The 19,132-nt window shown below is 58.8% G+C and carries 25 protein-coding genes and 1 tRNA gene; all 26 read right to left on the bottom strand.

The window, feature by feature from the left end:
* On the bottom strand, nt 1-1,332 hold a 1,332-nt coding region (locus AC0GNO_RS16375), incomplete at its 3' end, for an IS5 family transposase (RefSeq protein WP_472904709.1).
* A gap of 107 nt (nt 1,333-1,439) precedes the next feature.
* Nucleotides 1,440-2,084 carry a hypothetical protein gene (locus tag AC0GNO_RS16370; protein WP_472904707.1) on the bottom strand — a complete coding sequence of 215 codons (645 nt, stop codon included), beginning with the start codon at nt 2,082-2,084 and terminating at the stop codon, nt 1,440-1,442.
* Nucleotides 2,085-2,636: 552 nt separating this feature from the next.
* Nucleotides 2,637-3,392 (bottom strand): hypothetical protein, encoded by a 756-nt coding sequence (locus AC0GNO_RS16365; RefSeq protein ID WP_472904706.1) that lies wholly within the window; start codon nt 3,390-3,392, stop codon nt 2,637-2,639.
* 114 nt (nt 3,393-3,506) lie between these two features.
* The gene (locus AC0GNO_RS16360; protein WP_472904705.1) at nt 3,507-3,782 is read right to left on the bottom strand and encodes a hypothetical protein; all 276 of its coding nucleotides are present in this window, start codon (nt 3,780-3,782) and stop codon (nt 3,507-3,509) included.
* 32 nt (nt 3,783-3,814) lie between these two features.
* Nucleotides 3,815-5,743: a DUF2779 domain-containing protein gene (locus tag AC0GNO_RS16355; protein ID WP_472904704.1), complete on the bottom strand. Its 1,929-nt coding sequence runs from the start codon at nt 5,741-5,743 to the stop codon at nt 3,815-3,817.
* 26 nt (nt 5,744-5,769) lie between these two features.
* Nucleotides 5,770-6,402, bottom strand: a complete 633-nt coding sequence (locus tag AC0GNO_RS16350) for a hypothetical protein (RefSeq protein ID WP_472904703.1) — start codon at nt 6,400-6,402, stop codon at nt 5,770-5,772.
* 101 nt (nt 6,403-6,503) lie between these two features.
* Nucleotides 6,504-6,947: a hypothetical protein gene (locus AC0GNO_RS16345; RefSeq protein WP_472904702.1), complete on the bottom strand. Its 444-nt coding sequence runs from the start codon at nt 6,945-6,947 to the stop codon at nt 6,504-6,506.
* 34 nt (nt 6,948-6,981) lie between these two features.
* Nucleotides 6,982-8,013, bottom strand: coding sequence for a helix-turn-helix transcriptional regulator (locus AC0GNO_RS16340; RefSeq protein ID WP_472904701.1), 1,032 nt, complete (start codon nt 8,011-8,013; stop codon nt 6,982-6,984).
* Between the two features lie 307 nt (nt 8,014-8,320).
* Complete coding sequence (locus AC0GNO_RS16335; RefSeq protein ID WP_472904700.1) at nt 8,321-9,685, bottom strand: M41 family metallopeptidase; 1,365 nt, start codon at nt 9,683-9,685, stop codon at nt 8,321-8,323.
* Between the two features lie 540 nt (nt 9,686-10,225).
* Nucleotides 10,226-10,672, bottom strand: a complete 447-nt coding sequence (locus AC0GNO_RS16330; RefSeq protein ID WP_472904699.1) for a hypothetical protein — start codon at nt 10,670-10,672, stop codon at nt 10,226-10,228.
* Nucleotides 10,673-11,328: 656 nt separating this feature from the next.
* A tRNA-Met gene (locus tag AC0GNO_RS16325) sits at nt 11,329-11,405 on the bottom strand.
* A 17-nt stretch (nt 11,406-11,422) separates the two neighbouring features.
* Entirely contained in the window at nt 11,423-11,818 is a 396-nt protein-coding gene (gene rplQ / locus AC0GNO_RS16320) for a 50S ribosomal protein L17 (protein WP_177137295.1), read from the bottom strand.
* Between the two features lie 73 nt (nt 11,819-11,891).
* The gene (locus tag AC0GNO_RS16315) at nt 11,892-12,878 is read right to left on the bottom strand and encodes a DNA-directed RNA polymerase subunit alpha (protein ID WP_177137294.1); all 987 of its coding nucleotides are present in this window, start codon (nt 12,876-12,878) and stop codon (nt 11,892-11,894) included.
* A 93-nt stretch (nt 12,879-12,971) separates the two neighbouring features.
* On the bottom strand, nt 12,972-13,595 hold the full coding sequence (rpsD, locus tag AC0GNO_RS16310) for a 30S ribosomal protein S4 (protein WP_177137293.1): 624 nt from the start codon (nt 13,593-13,595) through the stop codon (nt 12,972-12,974).
* Nucleotides 13,596-13,758: 163 nt separating this feature from the next.
* The gene (gene rpsK, locus AC0GNO_RS16305; RefSeq protein WP_066091821.1) at nt 13,759-14,163 is read right to left on the bottom strand and encodes a 30S ribosomal protein S11; all 405 of its coding nucleotides are present in this window, start codon (nt 14,161-14,163) and stop codon (nt 13,759-13,761) included.
* Nucleotides 14,164-14,181: 18 nt separating this feature from the next.
* Nucleotides 14,182-14,547: a 30S ribosomal protein S13 gene (gene rpsM / locus AC0GNO_RS16300; protein ID WP_177137292.1), complete on the bottom strand. Its 366-nt coding sequence runs from the start codon at nt 14,545-14,547 to the stop codon at nt 14,182-14,184.
* Between the two features lie 22 nt (nt 14,548-14,569).
* Nucleotides 14,570-14,683: a 50S ribosomal protein L36 gene (gene rpmJ, locus AC0GNO_RS16295; protein ID WP_084236402.1), complete on the bottom strand. Its 114-nt coding sequence runs from the start codon at nt 14,681-14,683 to the stop codon at nt 14,570-14,572.
* 44 nt (nt 14,684-14,727) lie between these two features.
* Nucleotides 14,728-14,946, bottom strand: a complete 219-nt coding sequence (gene infA / locus AC0GNO_RS16290; RefSeq protein WP_177137291.1) for a translation initiation factor IF-1 — start codon at nt 14,944-14,946, stop codon at nt 14,728-14,730.
* Nucleotides 14,947-14,955: 9 nt separating this feature from the next.
* Nucleotides 14,956-16,275, bottom strand: a complete 1,320-nt coding sequence (secY, locus tag AC0GNO_RS16285) for a preprotein translocase subunit SecY (RefSeq protein ID WP_177137290.1) — start codon at nt 16,273-16,275, stop codon at nt 14,956-14,958.
* 23 nt (nt 16,276-16,298) lie between these two features.
* Nucleotides 16,299-16,730, bottom strand: coding sequence for a 50S ribosomal protein L15 (gene rplO / locus AC0GNO_RS16280; RefSeq protein WP_304923490.1), 432 nt, complete (start codon nt 16,728-16,730; stop codon nt 16,299-16,301).
* 16 nt (nt 16,731-16,746) lie between these two features.
* Nucleotides 16,747-16,929: a 50S ribosomal protein L30 gene (gene rpmD, locus AC0GNO_RS16275; protein WP_056268982.1), complete on the bottom strand. Its 183-nt coding sequence runs from the start codon at nt 16,927-16,929 to the stop codon at nt 16,747-16,749.
* 11 nt (nt 16,930-16,940) lie between these two features.
* Nucleotides 16,941-17,459, bottom strand: a complete 519-nt coding sequence (rpsE, locus tag AC0GNO_RS16270; RefSeq protein ID WP_177137288.1) for a 30S ribosomal protein S5 — start codon at nt 17,457-17,459, stop codon at nt 16,941-16,943.
* Nucleotides 17,460-17,477: 18 nt separating this feature from the next.
* On the bottom strand, nt 17,478-17,843 hold the full coding sequence (gene rplR, locus AC0GNO_RS16265; RefSeq protein ID WP_472904698.1) for a 50S ribosomal protein L18: 366 nt from the start codon (nt 17,841-17,843) through the stop codon (nt 17,478-17,480).
* A gap of 11 nt (nt 17,844-17,854) precedes the next feature.
* Entirely contained in the window at nt 17,855-18,388 is a 534-nt protein-coding gene (gene rplF / locus AC0GNO_RS16260; protein WP_177137286.1) for a 50S ribosomal protein L6, read from the bottom strand.
* Between the two features lie 23 nt (nt 18,389-18,411).
* Entirely contained in the window at nt 18,412-18,807 is a 396-nt protein-coding gene (gene rpsH, locus AC0GNO_RS16255) for a 30S ribosomal protein S8 (protein WP_177137285.1), read from the bottom strand.
* Between the two features lie 18 nt (nt 18,808-18,825).
* Nucleotides 18,826-19,131 (bottom strand): 30S ribosomal protein S14, encoded by a 306-nt coding sequence (gene rpsN / locus AC0GNO_RS16250; protein WP_226466970.1) that lies wholly within the window; start codon nt 19,129-19,131, stop codon nt 18,826-18,828.
* Between the last annotated feature and the right edge of the window lies 1 nt (nt 19,132).

Here is a 19,132-nt window from a genome sequence, read left to right as displayed (position 1 = left end):
GATGTTGAAACCGGCAGCGCACAGCACCGCATGCAGCCGGTCACCCCGCTCACCTTTGAGGTGACAGCGGTCCATGCGGTGATCGGCTTTGAGGTGGCCGATGATGGGTTCGATGGCCTGGCGCCGCTTGAGCTGGCGTCGCTCCTGCTCGCTGATCCGTTTGGCCTTGCCCCGGTGCACGATGTGCACATCCGGGTTGTCCGCATCCACACCCCGATAGCCCAAGTCGACGAACGCCGTCACTGGTTTTGCCCTGCTGTCCTGCATCAGGATCGTGGCCTGCTCCAGTTGCTCGCTCAGCGTATGCCCGTCGTACGGGTTGCCGTGGAACGCCCGGGCGCCCACGATCAGGTTGCCTTTGAAGGTGCTGGCGATGCCCACCTTGACCCCGAACTCGTAGGGCTGTTTGGCCTTGCCTTTGCTGATGCAATCCACCTCGGGCGCGTGCCAGGCGTAGAGCTTGGGTTGTCCTTCGGCGGCTTTGCGCTGGCCGCTCTGGGCCACGATGCGCCGGGCTTTGTTCAAGGTCTCGCCCAGCGCATCCCGCACGGCAGCCCCGATGGCGCTGGCCTTGCGATCAATCTCGCGCTGCAGTCGGCCGACGATGGTGCGCTGGCGTTTGATGGCCCGGCGCATGCGCTTGAACTGGCGGGCGTGGGCATAGCGCCCGGCCTTGTGGCTGAGGTGTTGGCCTTCCTTGGCGAAGGTCTGCTTCAGCTCGATGCCGGCGTCCTTGGCCGCCTCCACCAGCTTGGCGCGCGCCGTCTCCAACAGTCGGCTGTCGGTGGGATGCGCAACGGCCTTGTGCTGCACGGTGCTGTCCACGATCACGCGCGTGAGCTCCTGCGGCTTGATCAGCTTGAGGTCCACGGCCACGTTGATGGTCTGAGCCAGCAGTTCTTCCACACCTTCTTCGCCCAGCAACTGGCGGAACTTGATCAGGGTGGTGGCGTCGCAGGGGCGGTGGTGTTCAAAGTACGCCTGGCCCGAGAAGAATTGCCAGGTCGGCGTCTCGCCCCAGCGCTCGACGACACCCTCGTCGGACTCGTTGAAGGCGTGTTTGAGGTACAGCAGCGCGATCATGATGCGCAGCGGTATGCGGGGGCGTCCTGCGTTGCTGGCCACTGCTGCACGCTGCACCTGCTCACCGAAGAGGTCCAGGTCGGGCATGACCACACCAGCGCGGCCTTTGCGGGAGAAGACCTGAGCCACCCGCGCTTCGATCTCTTGCCAGGGCATGCGCGAGGCCAACACCGCCAGCGGATGGCGCAGATCGATCATGTGATCGATGCGCGAGCGGAAGAAATCGTCGGTGGCGGGGCAGGCAAACAGCACGGCAGAACTCCCAGAAAACTGCCCCTATTGGAAATCAAACTGGGAGTTCCGGCTACCCGCAATCACCCCGAAAGCCCTGTGTTTATGCGGGTTCCGGGGATTCTTCAGGGGCGACCAAGTAGTGCGATCACGGCCCCAAGTACAAGCACTCCGATCAGTCCAAGTGCCCCCGCGCTACCAGAGCGAAGGAAGTCATCGAGACCCCTCGTCATCTGCCCTTCCCGCACGAGCGCGCCCCACAGGACAAAAGTTGGAAGGAATGGTATGAGGAACCCAAGAACGCGAACCCAGATGCGCTGATTCAGCAGCAGAATTCCTCCGCCGATTGCGCAACATCCTGTCGTTAGTGCATACAGCGCTCGCTCGGTACCGGTTGCGAGTAGTTCGTCCTTCGACAAGTCAACAAAGAAGACTGCTAGGAGCCCAAGGGCTGGAAGTAGCCATTCATACGGCTTCTCCTTCGCTTGTTCAACGACTTTGTGCAGCACCACATAGGACACTCCAATGCCGGTTGCTGCGAGGCCTGCTGCAGCAGTAGGTGCGAGCCAAGTTGCTACGGTACCCGCTGTGGCAAAGCCAGTCGTAGCGGTAGCAACGGCCAATCCGCCAGCGGCACCGATCGCCTTGATCAGTACTCCAACGCCATCAAAGATCGGGGGAACGAGCTGGGCAACACCCCAGAGCGCCGCAGCGGCAGCAATGCCGATTGCGACTATTACTGCAGGGCTTGAAAAATCGGGCGTTCGCATACTGTAGCTCCCGATTGTGCAGCCTAACGTAATGTATCCCGCAGAATCTGCGGGATAAGCTGGAAGCTGCGGGATATTCTGGTCATCTAAAGCTCCCAAAAATACAAACAGGTCAACGGGTTAGATGCTAGGTCCCGTTTTTTCTACAGGTATAAGTAAACCACGAAACCCGGCATCCGCTCTAACACAGTGACCGCTTCGCTTTGGGTCCCTGGATGACCGATAAGGGTCGGGAGCACCAGTTCGTGCGCAACGTGAGCGGCCATTCCTGAACTTTGCACCCGTCGCCCCTGCCGAAAGACCGGTCCAGGTGGTCGAGCGGTCGCTAGAGATCCTGACCGGTGAAAGACCGGTTGCGGTGCCGCCTTTCGACTCAGCCGTAGAAACTGAGTGCCAGCAACCAGCCTCAAGTGACCTTCGATTTTTCAAGTTCGGCAGTGCAGCGATTGCAGTCGGTCGCGTCCGGGAGCTGAGTTCACGGTGCCAGCCGTATCCAGAAAACCTGACCGCGCCATCGAGGTCTCCAAGACCAATCGATTCTCTTGCTCCCCCTCAGCCAAGATATGTGGTCACATACGGCAGTACGAGAAATCTCTCGGCAAGCGCACCTTGATCTCCGCCAAAGAACGCTTTTTCCACGGTTTCGGTGTGAACGGCCTTGGCATCCGAGCGACCGACAACAGCAAAGACAAACAGGCAATCAGGGCTGATCGTTGTCTTCCTGTCCTTGAACTTCCCTGTAGCAGGCTGCAGCAACAGATCATAGGCCGATCGTTCGCCATCAATGGCAATGGCACGAAGCTTGGCGATATCGGCCTCGAAAACCGGATATCCGTGCGGGACGAACTTGATTTCAAGGGCAACCACGATTTGGTTTTGGTCGTCGATGATCACCACATCAGGAACAAACACCCCGTGCTGAGTGATTGGCAACTGGGGTTCACACAATACCGTGCATTCCGGCAAGGCTGCAACCAACTGCGAATACATGATTGAGTGCAAGGTCCTTTCCGAGTTGACCTTCCCTGCTGAGTAGATATTCATCGCGTAGCCCCACGCTTTTCTGAGCACCCCTGGAAGGTCTTGAGACATGAGAGATCTCCTTTTCTTGATCTGATCGAGAAGTCGCTGGGCGACGTGGTAATGAATTCGCAGCTTTCTTTGCAACAGAGAGACTGGATAGGCCTCATCGAATGCAACCATCTCGTCCGCGCGCTCAATGATATCGCTCGAAAACTCCGGACAAGTTGAAGGTGAAGGCTTGACACCATTGTCCGATGGCTGATCGCTGTGAACGTCGTTAGACATGGTGAGTTCCGTTCCTTTTATTACTCGACTGCTTGGACTGCACCCTGGAAGACAGACCCCCTGCCGCCAACCGAGGCGCGCTCAGCCCCTTCGAGACTGACAGCCCAACACGGGCTACTCACCCGACGCCAGTGACGCAACCACGGCGTCAAGTCCCTGTGCCCGGGTGGGCTCCTCAAGACACCCGACCCAGTAGGCTTCGTCGAACGTGAGCTTGACCGCGTCCCGGACGGCGATGCCTGTACGCAAAAGGCTTGCGATGGAGCGCGCTTCTGTTAGGTACTCGTCCTCCATCCCCTCATTCACATTGCAGCAGGTGTTCATTGGATCCAACTCGAAAAGCACTTTCGAGATGTGCACGGTCAGGTCAGCAGCGTCTTGTGTGTTCAAAAGGGGCTCCTGGCAAGGATATGGGTGGCCGTTCAAAGCGCGTGCGCTGCGTCGCTGGCCCAGTGCTGCCACGCCTGCAGCACCATGACCATGGCGAGTGTGTCGAGCTCGCAGTACCGCAGCAGGGCGGCGTTCATTTCTGTGCGGTGTTCTGCGGGCATGTCTTCGAATTGAAGCAGCATGTAGGCAGTGGTGGCCGCGCCGCCCTGGTTGATGGCTGCCTGGGGAATCCCGAAGTCCTGCTGGGTCAGCAGTTTGTACGGGTCCTGCACCTCGCCGCCGCTGCCGGACCACCACACCATGTTGCTGAAGTTGCGGCTGGGAATGCCCACCGATGCTTCGCTTCCGTAGATCGGTTGGCCGTAGCGTGCCGCGAGGAAGGCGCTGGAGCGCATCACCGAAGGCAATACCTTCTTGATCGAGCAACTGCCTTGCGTGTAAGGGTGGAAGTAGCGACGCCGCGCCACGTCGGCCAGGTCCACCATGGCCCGGCCTCCCGTCTTGGTGATCGAGTCGATGAATTCGATCAGCTCCGGCGTGTCTGCCGGTGGCGCCTCGTCTTCCCTCAACTGCTGCTTAATGGCGTTGAGGATGGAGTTCTCGTGATGGCTCCAGCGGAAGACCGTTCCCTCGTCTTTGCACAGTGCCGCACGCAGCGCTCTCACAAAGGCGTAGTTGGGAAACTCACCGGGTTCCGTCAGAAGAAACTCGTCTTCGTGGCGAACCGAGCCGTCCGCTTCCATCACATGGTGCGAGAACTGAAACGCCATCTGTTCATATGGGCGCCGCCCCTTGTGCACTGGTAGAGCCAGCGCAGCGGTTTCGAAGTCGATCAGGTGATAGGGGTAGCCCCACCGGGCCATTTCCATCAGAAGCCCCTGGTCGTCCAGATAAAAGCCGCGCGCCTGATGCTCGGCGGGAAGACCGGCGATCTGCATCCACTGGCGTTCGGAATGGCTCAGTCCGTCGGCGTCGCCGTCCTTGAGTCGGATGTCGTCCTCGGTGACTTGTGACAGCCGGAGTTTGCCTTCCTCCATAAGGCGCTGTTTGCCCCGGAAGTTCCAGATGTCCAGCACCGTGTGCTCGGGAAAGTTCTCCTTCGTCCAACCCGTCGCCTGCATCCAGCACTCGTGGAAGCCGCTGCGCAGCGGGTTGCCCAGATCGGCATGGAACTCGCAGCCCCCGCAGTGGCTGCCAATCACCGGCGCTATGCGCTCGTCCTGCGCATAGGCATGACCCCATTGCTCGATCAGATGCGGCAAAGGCGCGGCCCCGCCCGGAAACTCGAACGGCGCGGACAGCAACTGGTTGACCAGATGATCGACCGATATCGTGCTCAGCACTGAATCCTGCTCGTTCAGGGCGTAGGCCTCGGGCTTGACGATCACCCGTGTGCTGCGGCCATTGCGCTGAACCTTGAACATCTGGTTCAAGCCATTCACCGTCGCCTTGCGGCTCTTGTCGGCCAGCAGCAGCGAGGCCGTGACCGTGTGATCGGGCAGAGCGCGCGAGACCACGTGCTTCTGAAAGGCCACGTCCTGCAAATAGGGCAGCATGCTTGAGGCGATACCGCCCCGCTTGCCCTCAAAGCCCGGTTCGTTCGAGTCGAAGGACTTGGCCTTCACCTCGATGACTTGGATGCTCATTCCGCGCTTGATCAGGATGTCGACCCGCACCAGGCAGCCATCGACAGCAAACGCCGGCTCGAACAGCACCACCTCGTCCCGGCGCATCCACTCCGCCGTTTCAATCAGCGCCTCCGCGTTGTTCTTGCTGATGATCTCGTGCCCGCCAGGATGCAGGATCTTGGCCAGCTCCCCCACCTGAAACCCGCCGTCCGCGAGCATGGCCAGAAAGTCATTGTCGGCCATGGTGTTCGCGAAGTCCGCTTTGCCCGTATAGAAGAGCTTGGTGGGGCAGGACAGGGCGATCTTGAAGCGGGATTTGGTGAGATAGCGCATTGGCTGGTTATTGAAATGTTTTTTGATTAAGGCGTATGTGATTGAGTTTTCTTAAGTGGAATGTTTTCTCCGAACAATGCTTGCAAGGTTTCTGTTAATTCCGGCGTTGATTGGTTGATAAGATTCCAGTGATCTTCATATGTCCATGTTGTCGGGTCTACTGTCTGGTTTGTATGGGTGACTATTTCAAGACCTATGTGCGAGTATCTGTATAGAGGAAAACTTAGCGGAAAGATTTTTTCTTTGGTGCCAGATTTTGCATGCTTTTTGGTAAGCTCTTGATCCGCGGCTTTTGAGATGCGGACAACCGGTGAAAAAATTAGTTCCCTGATATCCGTGTTTGAATCTAGATAGAGGCGAACCAGTTCTGTTACAGGGACTGCGTGATCACAAACAACATCTTCGTTATTTCCAGATTTCCAGAACTCGTTTAGTGACCTTTCTCTGTACAGACATCCATTTTTTTTGCTTCCACTACATCCGAGCGCACCATTGCTGCTTCTGATTATGTTGGCGATTGCTCGTTCTACTTTTAGCTTGGTGTAGAACTTGGCATCTTTGTATACTTCAGCAACTCTCAACCCAAGTCGGATGTCTTCTTCAATCAGTGCTGCTGGCGAGACATTTTTGTAACGCGATTTGTGTAGTTTTATTGCCATTTATTGATTGGCAAAGGTGGGGTGTGGAGTTGTAACGGGTGTCGAGAATGAAATATTTAGATGTCTGTCGTGGTTTGCGGGATTGCTGAGATGCAATATTTTTATTCTAAGTTTTTCCACCAAATAACCGCATTACTTTGCCCGCCCTTTTCAGGCCCAACAAAAAAAGTGCGTGCACTGAAGCTTGTCCCTTCCGCCGTGACAGTCAACCCGATCGAATAGTCAAGATCATAAAAGTCATCGTAGGCATCGACCTTCACGGCGGCTCCGGGAGGCACATCTTTGTACACAAGGCTGGGGCCGCCCAGCGCACAGGCTTCGTCGTCGAATGTGGCGATGGCGAAGCCTTCGACGCTGACCTTGCGCAACACCTCGCCGGTGTCGTTGACGAGGAAGAGCAGGCTTCCTCGTTCGCCGGGAGATGCGGAAACGCGGGTCAGCCACAGCAGGGGGGTGTCCTGGTCATGTCGGCTGGGCGGGCGCGGGCCGGGGATGTGAGACGTTCCGCTCCACTGAAAGCCCTCCAGTCGCACTTCCGGTGTCATGTGTGGTCCCGTTTTTGGGGTGGTCTGCGGACTCTCAGTCACTGCGATTCCTTTCCACAGGTACTGGCGGCGAGGCGCCATACCGTTCAGCAGCCTGCTGAAGTTCCCGGGCGATGGCCATTCGCAATGCGTCAGGGCCACACACTTCCACTCCAAATCCCTGGCTCAGGATCCACCAGCGCAGTTGCCATGTGTCCCGGACGGTCGCGGTCAATACCTCGCCGTCGATCTGCTGGTCCAGCGATAGTGGTGTCTCAGAGAGCACCCGCGCCAGATATTCATTGACCTTCAGTCGCAGCTCAATCATCTGTTCGCCACCGAAGTGCAAGGCGCCCTGGGCAATGTAGGCATCGATATCAAAGTTGTCCGGCCGCTGAACCTTTCCTTCCGTGGCTTCCGCCTGGACCATGCGGTGCATGGCGTAGAGGCGGATGTCTGCGTAGTCCCAGGCGGTGGCGATCAGATAGGAGACGTGGCCCCGGTTGACCATGCCCAGAGGATGCAAGCGCATCTCCATGGGCTCGCGTTCGTCGCTGGCCACATAACTGACCTGCAACTGCCGGTCCATCAGCAAGGCCTCGTGAACCGCTGCCTGCGCGTCTTCCCGGACGGTGGCGGGCAGCAGGGGCTGCGTGGGCAGCACGTTGCGAACTTTCTGCAACCAGCTGACCACCTGGTTGTCCGCGGCCAGTGCCGTCATCTTCTGTCGGGCCAGCGTGAATCGGGGCTCCAGCACGTCCAGCAGCGCCGCCGGCACCATCGGTTTGATGGCGTCCTGCATCAGGCAGACGGACAGGGCTTCAGCAACCCCCATGGCCGGCAGATCCAGACTGGCTCCCTTGGGCCACTTCCAGCCGTACGGGGCGCTGTCTCCATTGCACTCGAGGTGGAACACCTCGTAGAGGTCCCAGAGGTCGCGCTCGATCTGGCGTTTGCTGACCGCAAAGCCCTGCGCGCTGAGCTCACGGGTGAGCTCGGCAGCCGTCTTGCCGGCACCGCGCGCTGGCAGCAGCTTCAGGAGTTCCCATTGACGAGAGAGCGTGCGGCGGGTTGTCTGGGCGGGCATGTGCGCTAATGAATCAGGTCATCGCAGTATCAGGGGGAATCGGTCCACTGGCATTCGATTTCAAGCGGTGTTGTCTCACTGTCATACGAAATGTGGACGCTGCGACCAAAAACCGGCGCAAACGAAAAGTGAACGTTGAGCGTGGGGCACAGGATGATCACCCGATTGAGCCACGCTGCTTGCGCGGGCCTCGAAGTAGCGGTTGATTTCTGTGAGTTGCTTGTCACTGAGCAGGAAGTCTTGATGGGTGAGAGCCACGTGCGAATCTCCGGTCATGTGGTCACGTTTTGGGGGCGACCAAACCGGTTCACGCTTGGGTGGGCGCCGTGTTCCTCATGGGTCTTCCAAACGGGGTGCGCTCGCTCTGTTCAGCACATCCTGCCCAGAGCCGCTCGAAGTCTTCCTGGATGAGCACGTCTTGCTGGCACAGTGCGTCGACGATGCTATCGAGGTAGACGAGGTGCTTGCGCAGAATTTCCGTCGCCTTGGTGTATTCGGTTTGCAGGTACTGGCGGGTCATTCGGGTCACCCGAGGGTCGTCGGCGGGGTGGCGGTCATTGATCACCGTGGCCAGGTTCGACGCTTGCAGAGCGGGTGCGCTGCTGTCGGGAGAGATCCCCCAGTCGCCAAACATGTAGGTGGCCAACCGGGTGGCCTCGTCCAGATCGCTCCCCGATCCTCCTGCGCTGACCTTGTCGGCGCCCAGCACGAGATGCTCGGCCGCCAGGCCCGCCAGATGGGTACGGATCTTGTGCCGGACGTTGTCGATCGTCAGGTCATCGCCTCGTGACTCGATGGCCTCAAAGGACGCCACTGTTCGTCCATGACTGTCTCTCGACCGGATCGCCGTGCAGTAATCCGGCGCACTCATCGCCGACGAGTCCAGGTGCAAGATGAGGGCGTGCCCTGCCTCGTGCACGGCGGTCCGGTAACGCGCTGCGGAATCTGTCGGCATCGGATCTTCTTCGGTCGTGCCCTGAGTGGCCATCTGCACGAGGTCGGTAAAACCGACCCTGCGCTGTTGATGTCGAGCCAGGCGCTTGAGTGCCAGTATGGTCAGTTGGCGTTGGCGACGGTCCAGGAATACGGCCTTGAGCAAGGCGCCCAGACGCCGGGGCTTCGCGGAAAGGCTTTCGTCGGCCAGCTCCGGACCGAGTTCACGTAGGAACTTTCCCGCCCGGCTGTCGGCATTCCATTCGGGGACGTGGATGCGTCGATTGAAGTACGCTGCCTGTCGCAGGCAAACGCACAGCTGCTCGAATCCGCGACCCGCTGTGACCAGCACCACTGGCCGGGTAGACAGGCTCTGAATGAGGTCTTGCAGGGCACGCAGGAATGCATCTGCGCAGGAGTCTCCTGCGCAGGCGGGTGGCTCACCGTCTGTCCCCGGAGAGGACGGGTCCATCCATTCCCCGGGAGTGAGGTAGACCAGCGTGGGTGCGTCGTCGGGCAGTTCTCCGATCCATGGCAGGAATTGCTCCACCACATTCGCGGCAGAAAAGACGTGCAGGGGCAGGCCAGCGATGAGTACAACCTCTTCCAGCAGGGCAGGCACTTCTTCCAGGACTTCGCTCTCCAGCAACACCGCATGTCCTTGCAACTGCCAGTCTGTTTCATCGGCGCTGGAGCTTTTGTCGAGCAGTGTGCGCAGTTCCTGGGCCCAGCGGTGCATGGCCGAGTCCACAGGGAGCAAACCAGTCAACGGTGCGGACGGCTGTTGGGGAGGGAAAGCGGCGCCTCAGGCTGCTTTCTCAGCGCCAGGGATCGAGCGCTGGCAGCGATCGGCGACTCATCGGACGTGAACATACATGGCCTCCATGGGTTGGCTGTTGACAGCGTTTTTCTGCCTGAACCGCCTGAAACAGGGATATGTGACAGCACATGCCAATGGATTGTGTGCAGCGGCGCGACAAAATGCGTCGCAGGCGATCGTTTAGTGGTCGTTGAGACTCAGATCGGCCACTTCCAGCTCTAAACAAGGTGTCTTTGAAACCGGCAGCAGCCCAGTCTTGCAAAACGCGTTGCACAGCGTTTGGCGAACGGCCGCAACCAGCCTTGAGCTGCCACTCAAGTTGGTGGTCCCAGGGGTCGTTCATGGCCAACTGCGTGAGTTAGTGGCGGCTCCAAGAAGCTGACCTACAACAGGATGTCCCAGGTATGTTCAACCGCACGCTGAACTTGATTTTGGTGTAACCACCAAGGGTCTGTGCGGTCAGCGCACAACCTTTACCCGAGGACAAACCAGTTTCTGCAGTGCAGCCCGTTCAATGCGATTCAGCAATGCTTGTTCCGGAACCCAGGATCCACCGCGAGCAATGAAACGATGGGCGGCATCAATGACTTGAGGTATGTCACCACGGTCTGGTCGCTCTGATGCGAACGGGTCAGCCACGCGGGCGATTTGCTGTGCGTCCCATCGGTCGACATCAAGCACACCATTCTCATCGATGTCCAAGATGGAGTATGTGCAGCGGACTATCGTTGTTGGCTCACGACTCACCAAGGAAATTACGATACTGGCCTGCCGAACACGCTGTCCTGCGAATTCGGGAATGCGGGTGTCGGATTCCCGACGCAACATTCGCATGAAGGCCGCGTTGGACAGCGCGTGTACTGTGTCGTCAGCGGCGATCAGGTACAACTTTGAGGACAATCCCATGGGATCTTCGGATTAGATACTGGGGGTATGCGGGCGGTTGCTCAAATTCCATAGGCTACCCTTCCAGTTCGAAATTCGTCCCTCCGTGCGGCAAGCGGGGCAGGCCCACACTATGGCGTCATCATGGGCACGTACAGCCTCGACCGCGTTTTTCTTGCATTTGAAGCAGGTCGGAGCGGCCAAGGTGTTTCCTGTGGCGTCCGAGGCATGTGCGACCACGTTGACAAGAAACTGCGCCATTGCGAGGGCCGGACCCTTGACTGGGCCAATTGCACCAGACTTGTCGAGGAAATGTGTGAGATCGGTGATGTGCATCGTGCGTGACTCAAACTTCTGCCGGGACTTGAGCGTCGAGGTTGATCCAGAGCCACCCAGTCTCACAGCTGAGTAGCAACATATCTGAGACTCAATCGAAACCACCCATGGTGGCAACCGGATTGACAAAACAGGGCCATTTCGCGCACCGTCGTTTGCTTGTACGTGGAGCGAAATCTACCCAATGGTCATGACCACTGAGGCGATCCTAGATAGTACCCAAAGGTCACAAACCGAGTTCAGCCTGTCTGTGACGGCACAGACCTCGTCACAAACCTCGACACAAACAAAAAAGCCCACGTTTCCGTGGGCTTTTTGACAAGCTAAGTGCTTGATTTTATTGGTTGCGGAGGCAAGATTTGAACTTGCGACCTTTGGGTTATGAGCCCAACGAGCTACCAGGCTGCTCCACTCCGCGTCAAGCCTTGTATTCTATCACGCTTTGGCGTCGTCTGCCGCTGGAGCGGCATCTTCTGCGCGGTCCACCAGTTCGACCAAAGCCATGGGGGCATTGTCACCCACGCGGTACCCCATCTTGAGAATGCGGGTATAGCCGCCGGGACGTGCTGCAAAGCGCGGGCCGAGTTCGTTGAACAGCTTGACGACCACATCGCGGTCGCGCAGACGGTCAAACGCCAGGCGGCGGTTGGCCACAGTGGCCACTTTGGCCAGGGTGATCATGGGTTCAACCACGCGACGCAGCTCTTTGGCCTTGGGCACCGTGGTCTTGATGACTTCGTGCGTGAGCAGCGAGTTCATCATGTTGCGCAGCATGGCGAGGCGGTGCTCGCTGGTGCGGTTGAGTTTGCGAAGTCCGTGTCCGTGACGCATGGTGATTTCCTTTCAGTGTTTTGCCCCCAGCCGTGTCAGGTACTGGGAGTTCGTCAGACGTTGATCGACGAGTTCAGTGTTTGTCGAGACCAGCCGGAGGCCAGTTTTCGAGCTTCATGCCCAAGGTCAGGCCGCGCGAAGCGAGCACTTCCTTGATTTCGTTAAGCGACTTGCGACCCAGGTTGGGGGTCTTGAGCAGCTCGTTCTCGGTGCGCTGGATCAGGTCACCGATGTAATAAATGTTCTCCGCCTTGAGGCAGTTGGCCGAACGCACGGTGAGTTCAAGCTCGTCCACCGGACGCAGCAGGATCGGATCAAACTGCTGCGAGCTGCGCTGGGCAGGGGCGTCGAATGCCGACAGTTCCACGCCTTCGAGCTGAGCGAACACCGCCAGCTGTTCCACAAGAATCTTGGCCGAAGCACGAACGGCTTCTTCCGGACCGATGGAACCGTTGGTTTCAATTTCCAGAACCAGCTTGTCGAGGTCGGTACGCTGCTCAACGCGGGCGCTTTCGACGGTGTAGCTCACGCGCCTCACAGGTGAGAACGAAGCGTCGAGCACGATACGGCCCAGTGAACGCGACTGGTCGTCGTTGCGGCGCAGGCTGCCCGGCACATAACCGCGGCCTTTTTCGACCTTGATCTGCATGTCCAGCTTGGCGCCGGCCGACAGGGTGGCAATGACGTGACCGGGGTTGACGATCTCGACGTCGTGCGGCGTCTGGATGTCAGCCGCGGTGACCAGGCCTTCGCCATCCTTGCGCAGGCTCAGGGTCACTTCGTCGCGGTTGTGGAGTTTGAAAACCACGCCCTTGAGATTCAGCAACATGTTGACGACGTCTTCCTGCACGCCATCAATGGAAGAGTACTCGTGCACCACGCCCGCGATGGTGACTTCGGTGGGCGCGTGGCCCGTCATGGAAGACAGCAGCACGCGACGCAGCGCGTTGCCCAGCGTGTGACCGTAGCCACGCTCAAAGGGCTCCAGGGTCACTTTGGCGCGATTGGTCGAAATTTGCTCGACGTTGATGGTTTTGGGCTTGAGCAGATTGTTCAGCATTCAGACTTCCTTCAGTACCCTCGGCTCGTTACACCGATAAGGCAGACGGAGCATGGCCCGGCCGCTGCCATGAAGCAGTGACCGGGAACGAAATTAACGGGAATACAGTTCGACGATCAGCGATTCGTTGACGTCGGAGGCGAACTCGTCGCGGTCGGGCGACTTCTTGAACACGCCTTCAGCCTTGTCGACGGACACGTCGACCCAGGCCGGGAAACCAATCTGCTTGGCCAGTTCCAGCGCTTCGATCACGCGGGCCTGCTTCTTCGACTTCTCGCGCACGGCGATGACGTCACCGGCCTTCACCGAGTAAGAAGGGATGTTGACCGACTGGCCGTTGACGGTGATCGCCTTGTGCGACACGATCTGGCGCGCTTCGGCGCGGGTCGAGGCAAAGCCCATGCGGAAGACCACGTTGTCGAGACGTGCTTCGAGCAGGAACAACAGGTTGGCGCCGGTGTTGCCACGGCGGCGATCGGCTTCCGCGAAGTAACGGCGGAACTGGCGCTCCAGCACACCGTAAGTGCGCTTGACCTTTTGCTTCTCGCGCAGCTGCAGGCCGAAATCGGAGGTGCGCTGACCCGAGGTGCGACCGTGCTGGCCGGGCTTGGAGTCGAACTTGGCCTTGTCGCTGATGGAGCGGCGGGCGCTCTTGAGCAACAGGTCAGAGCCTTCACGGCGGGAAAGTTTGGCCTTGGGGCCGAGGTAACGTGCCACGTTGGGTTCCTTGAGTTATCTGCCACAACCGGCATCGCGAAGATGCCATTGCGGGAGCCATTCCCTGCATGGGATGGCGGTGGGCTTAGCAAAAAATGCCACCGCAGAGACTGCGGTGGCGCTGAGAAAAGCTTTTGAGTATACCGCGCTCAGCGGTACGGCGTCAGATACGACGACGCTTCTGCGGACGGCAGCCGTTGTGAGGCACGGGCGTCACGTCGGCGATCGAGTTGATGCGGATGCCGAGGGCACCCAGAGCACGAACCGAAGATTCACGACCAGGACCTGGGCCCTTGATCTCGACGTCCAGGTTCTTGATGCCCTGCTCGATGGCAGCACGACCAGCCACCTCGGAAGCCACCTGGGCGGCAAAGGGCGTCGACTTGCGCGAGCCTTTGAAACCCTGACCACCCGACGAAGCCCAGGACAAAGCATTGCCCTGACGGTCGGTGATGGTGATGATGGTGTTGTTGAACGAAGCGTGCACGTGGGCAATGCCGTCGGCAATGTTCTTGCGGACTTTCTTGCGAACGCGTGCGGATGCGGCGCTGTTGGGTGACTTAGCCATGAGGGTCCTTCAAACCGTTTATTTCTTCAGCGACTGGGCTGCCTTGCGCGGTCCCTTGCGGGTGCGGGCATTGGTCTTGGTGCGCTGACCACGCACTGGCAGGCCACGGCGATGGCGGAAACCACGGTAGCAACCAATGTCCATCAAACGCTTGATGTTCATGGTCGTTTCGCGGCGCAGATCGCCTTCGATCGTGAAAACGCCAACCTGGTCGCGAACTTTTTCGAGTTCTGCGTCGGTCAGGTCCTTGATTTTCTTGGCGTAGTCGATACCACAAGCTTCGCAAATCTTGCGAGCGCGGGTACGGCCAATGCCAAAAATTGCCGTCAAGCCGATTTCGGCGTGCTTGTGCGGCGGAATGTTGATGCCTGCAATACGAGCCATGATGTTCCTCTAAACGAACCGATCAGCCTTGACGCTGCTTGTGACGGGGGTCGGTGCAGATGACCCGCACAATCCCGTGACGCTTGATGATCTTACAGTTGCGGCACATTTTCTTGACCGAAGCTGAAACTCTCATAGTTTTCTCCTAGATATTCCAAAAATTCTCAAAACAACCGCTCGTTACTTCGATCGAAAAACAATCCGCGCCCGGGTCAAGTCGTAGGGCGTGAGCTCCACTTTGACCTTGTCCCCTGGCAGGATGCGGATGTAATGCATCCGCATCTTCCCTGAGATATGCCCCAAGACCACATGGCCGTTTTCCAACTTGACCCTGAAAGTTGCGTTGGGCAGGTTTTCAATCACCTCGCCCTGCATCTCGATCACATCGTCCTTGGACATACGACTGAATCAGTTGCCGACGGAGGTCTTGAAGTTGGCCTTTTTCAGCAGCGATTCATATTGCTGCGACATCATGTAGTTTTGCACCTGGGCCATGAAGTCCATGGTGACCACCACAATGATCAGTAGAGAGGTGCCGCCAAAATAGAACGGCACGTTGTATTTCAAAATCAGAAATTCGGGCAACAGACACACCGCAGTGATGTAAATCGCACCGACAAAAGTCAGTCGCAACAGAATCTTGTCGATATAGCGCGCGGTCTGGTCACCCGGACGAATGCCCGGAATGAATGCGCCGCTCTTCTTCAGGTTGTCCGCCGTTTCGCGGCTGTTGAACACCAGAGCGGTGTAGAAGAAGCAGAAAAAGATGATCGCAGCAGCGTACAGGCCCACATAGATCGGCTGACCTGGAGACAAGGCCGAAGCAATGTCGCGCAACCAGCGTGTGGAGTCACCCGTGCTCACCCAGCTCACGATGGTCGTGGGCAACAGGATGATGCTCGATGCGAAGATCGGCGGAATCACGCCAGCCATGTTCAGCTTGAGCGGCAGGTGGGACGACTGGCCGCCATACACCTTGTTGCCTACCTGGCGGCGAGCGTAGTTCACAAGAATCTTGCGCTGACCACGTTCGACAAACACCACAAAGTAGGTCACCAGAACCACCAGGGCGATGATGAGAAGAGACACCAGGATGTTCATCGCACCGGTGCGCACCAGTTCCAGCAGCCCACCGATGGCGCTCGGCAGCCCGGCGGCAATGCCGGCGAAGATCAGGATCGAGATGCCATTGCCCAGACCGCGCTCGGTGATCTGCTCACCCAGCCACATCAGGAACATCGTGCCCGCGACCAAGCTGACCACCGCCGTCAGACGGAACGCCATGCCGGGATCGATCACGAGTCCCTGCTGCCCTTCCAACGCCAGGGCAATGCCCATGGCCTGGAAGATGGCCAGCCCGAGCGTGCCATAACGGGTGTACGAGGTGATCTTGCGACGACCGGCTTCGCCTTCTTTCTTCAGCTGCTCAAACGTGGGAACCACGTACGTCATGAGCTGCATGATGATGGAAGCGGAGATGTACGGCATGATTCCCAGCGCGAACACGGTAAACCGTGACAAGGCGCCGCCAGAGAACATGTTGAACAGGCTCAGAATGCCGCCCGCCTGGCCTTTGAACAACTGCTCCAGTTGCGCAGGGTCGATCCCGGGCACGGGAATGTGTGCCCCGATGCGGTAAACCACCAAAGCCAGCAACAGGAACACCAGTCGGCGACGCAGGTCGCCGAACTTGCCTGTTTTGGCCAGAGTTGCGGATCCAGTTGCCACAGCTTGCCTTCGCTTGTGTCCGGTCAGACCAGCGAGCCGCCAGCGGCTTCGATCGCCTGCTTCGCACCGGCGGTAGCGCCGATGTTCTTCAGGATCACGGCACGGGTGATTTCACCGGTCTTGATGACCTTGACGCGCTTGGCCAGGTTGGCCACCAAGCCCGCCTGCTTCAAAACCAGGATGTCGACTTCAGCCACGTCAAGCGCACTGATGTCTGTCAGGGTCACTTCAGCGTTGAACTGAAGCAGGGCCGACTTGAAGCCACGCTTGGGCAGACGGCGTTGCATAGGCATCTGACCGCCTTCGAAGCCCACCTTGTGGTAGCCACCCGAACGCGATTTCTGGCCCTTGTGACCACGACCAGCGGTTTTACCCAGGCCGGAGCCGATGCCACGACCGACACGACGCTTGGCGTGTTTGGCGCCTTCTTGGGGCTTGATGCTATTGAGTTCCATGTCTTGCGACTCCGGTTCAGAGTACCTTGACCAGGTAGCTGATCTTGTTGATCATGCCGCGCACGGCAGGCGTATCCTGCAGTTCACTGGTGCTGTTGAGCTTGCGCAGGCCCAGGCCGCGGACGGTGTCGCGGTGGGATTGCTTGGTACCAATGGGGCTGCGCACCAGTTGGACCTTGACGGTGTTTTGTGTGGTCATGATCGCTCCAATCAGCCCAGGATGTCTTCGACCGACTTGCCGCGCTTGGCAGCCACGTCGGCGGGCGTGGTCGAGTTCTTCAGTGCGTCCAGCGTGGCGCGCACCAGGTTGTAGGGGTTGCTCGAGCCATGGCTCTTGGCCACGACGTCGGTGATGCCCAGCACTTCGAAGACAGCGCGCATAGGGCCGCCTGCGATGATGCCGGTACCCTTGGAAGCGGGCAGCATCATGACGTTGGAAGCGCCGTGTTCGCCGTGCACGCTGTGGTGCAGGGAACCGTTCTTCAACGACACCTTGATCATGTTGCGGCGGGCCTTTTCCATGGCCTTTTGCACAGCCACCGGAACTTCTTTGGCCTTGCCTTTGCCCATGCCGACGCGACCATCGCCATCGCCAACCACGGTGAGCGCTGCGAAGCCGAGAATGCGACCGCCCTTGACCACTTTGGTCACGCGGTTGATCGCGATCATCTTCTCGCGCAGACCGTCGTCACTCGCTTCGTTTTTTACATTAGCCGTAAATTTAGCCATTTTGTGTATTCCGTTTGATCAGAACTGCAGACCGGCTTCGCGGGCCGCATCTGCAAGGGCTTTCACCCGGCCGTGGTAGGCAAAACCGGAACGGTCAAACGCCACCTTCTCGATGCCAGCGGCCTTGGCCTTTTCAGCGATGCGCTTGCCGACCAGTTGCGCAGCAGCGGTGTTGCCACCCTTGCCAGCGCCACCGATCAGGGCCCGCACTTCGGCTTCGGCCGTGGAGGCAGAGGCCAGCACCTTGGCGCCGTCGTCGGAGATGACGTTGGCGTAGATGTGCAGGTTGGTGCGGTTCACGGTCAGGCGGACGGCGCCTTGCTGCGCAATGCGGATGCGCGTCTGACGTGCCCGGCGGAGACGTTGCTCTTTTTTCGTCAACATGATCCTGATCCTTATTTCTTCTTGGTTTCCTTGATCACGACCTTCTCATCCGCATAACGGATGCCCTTGCCCTTATAGGGCTCGGGAGGGCGCACAGCGCGCACTTCGGAAGCGATCTGGCCCACGCGTTGACGATCAGAACCCTTGATCAGGATTTCGGTCGGCGTCGGGGTTTCCACCTTGATACCAGCAGGCATGTCCATCACCACAGGGTGGGAGTAGCCGACGGTGAGGTTGAGCTTGGTCCCCTGAGCCTGGGCCTTGTAGCCCACGCCAAGCAGGGTGAGCTTCTTCTCAAAGCCCTTGCTCACACCATTGACCATGTTGTTCACCAGCTGACGCATGGTGCCGGACATGGCATTGGCTTCGCGGGATTCGTTCACCGGGGTGAACGACAGCGAGCCAGCGTTGTTTTCAACTTTCACCAGCGCATTTTGCGCCAGCGCCAAGGCACCCAGTGCACCCTTGACGTTGATCAGGTCGTCTTTGACGGCCACTTCCACCCCAGCTGGGACGGTGACCGGCAGTTTACCAATACGTGACATTCAGTTGCTCCTCAATGCCCGCATCAGGCGACGTAACACAGGACTTCACCACCGACACCGGTAGCGCGCGCCTTGCGGTCGGTCATCACACCTTGCGGCGTGGTGACGATGGCCACACCCAGACCGTTCTGGACCTGGGGGATGGCGTTTCGGCCGCGGTAAACACGCAGGCCAGGACGGCTGACGCGCTCGATGCGCTCGATCACCGGACGGCCAGCGTAGTACTTGAGAGCGATTTCGAGTTCGCTCTTGCCGTCATTGCTCTTGACCTGGAATCCGTCGATGTAACCCTCGTCCTTCAGGACTTGGGCAATCGCGGCTTTGACCTTGGAGGCCGGCATCGTTACGCTGGCCTTTTCGACCATCTGCGCGTTGCGGATGCGGGTCAACATGTCAGCGATAGGATCACTCATGCTCATTTGTGGTTCTCCTAGGGCTTACCAGCTGGCTTTGGTGATGCCGGGGATTTCACCGGCAAACGCCATTTCACGGACCTTGGCGCGAGCCAGGCCGAAGTGGGCGAAGGTGCCACGCGGGCGACCGGTGATCTCGCAGCGGTTGCGCTGACGGGTCGGGTTCGCGTTGCGGGGCAGTTTTTGCAGCGCCTGACGGGCCGCATCACGCTCTTCATCAGAGTGCTTCGCGCTGGTCGACACCGATTTCAGCTCAGCGTATTTTTTGGCGAACTTGGCCGCGAGTTTTTCGCGCTTGAGTTCACGTTGCAGTAGTGCTTGTTTAGCCACG

This window comes from Hydrogenophaga sp. L310, assembly GCF_055703065.1.
The sequence above is the reverse complement of the archived record's forward strand: the minus strand, read 5'-3'. Positions and strand labels throughout refer to the sequence as shown.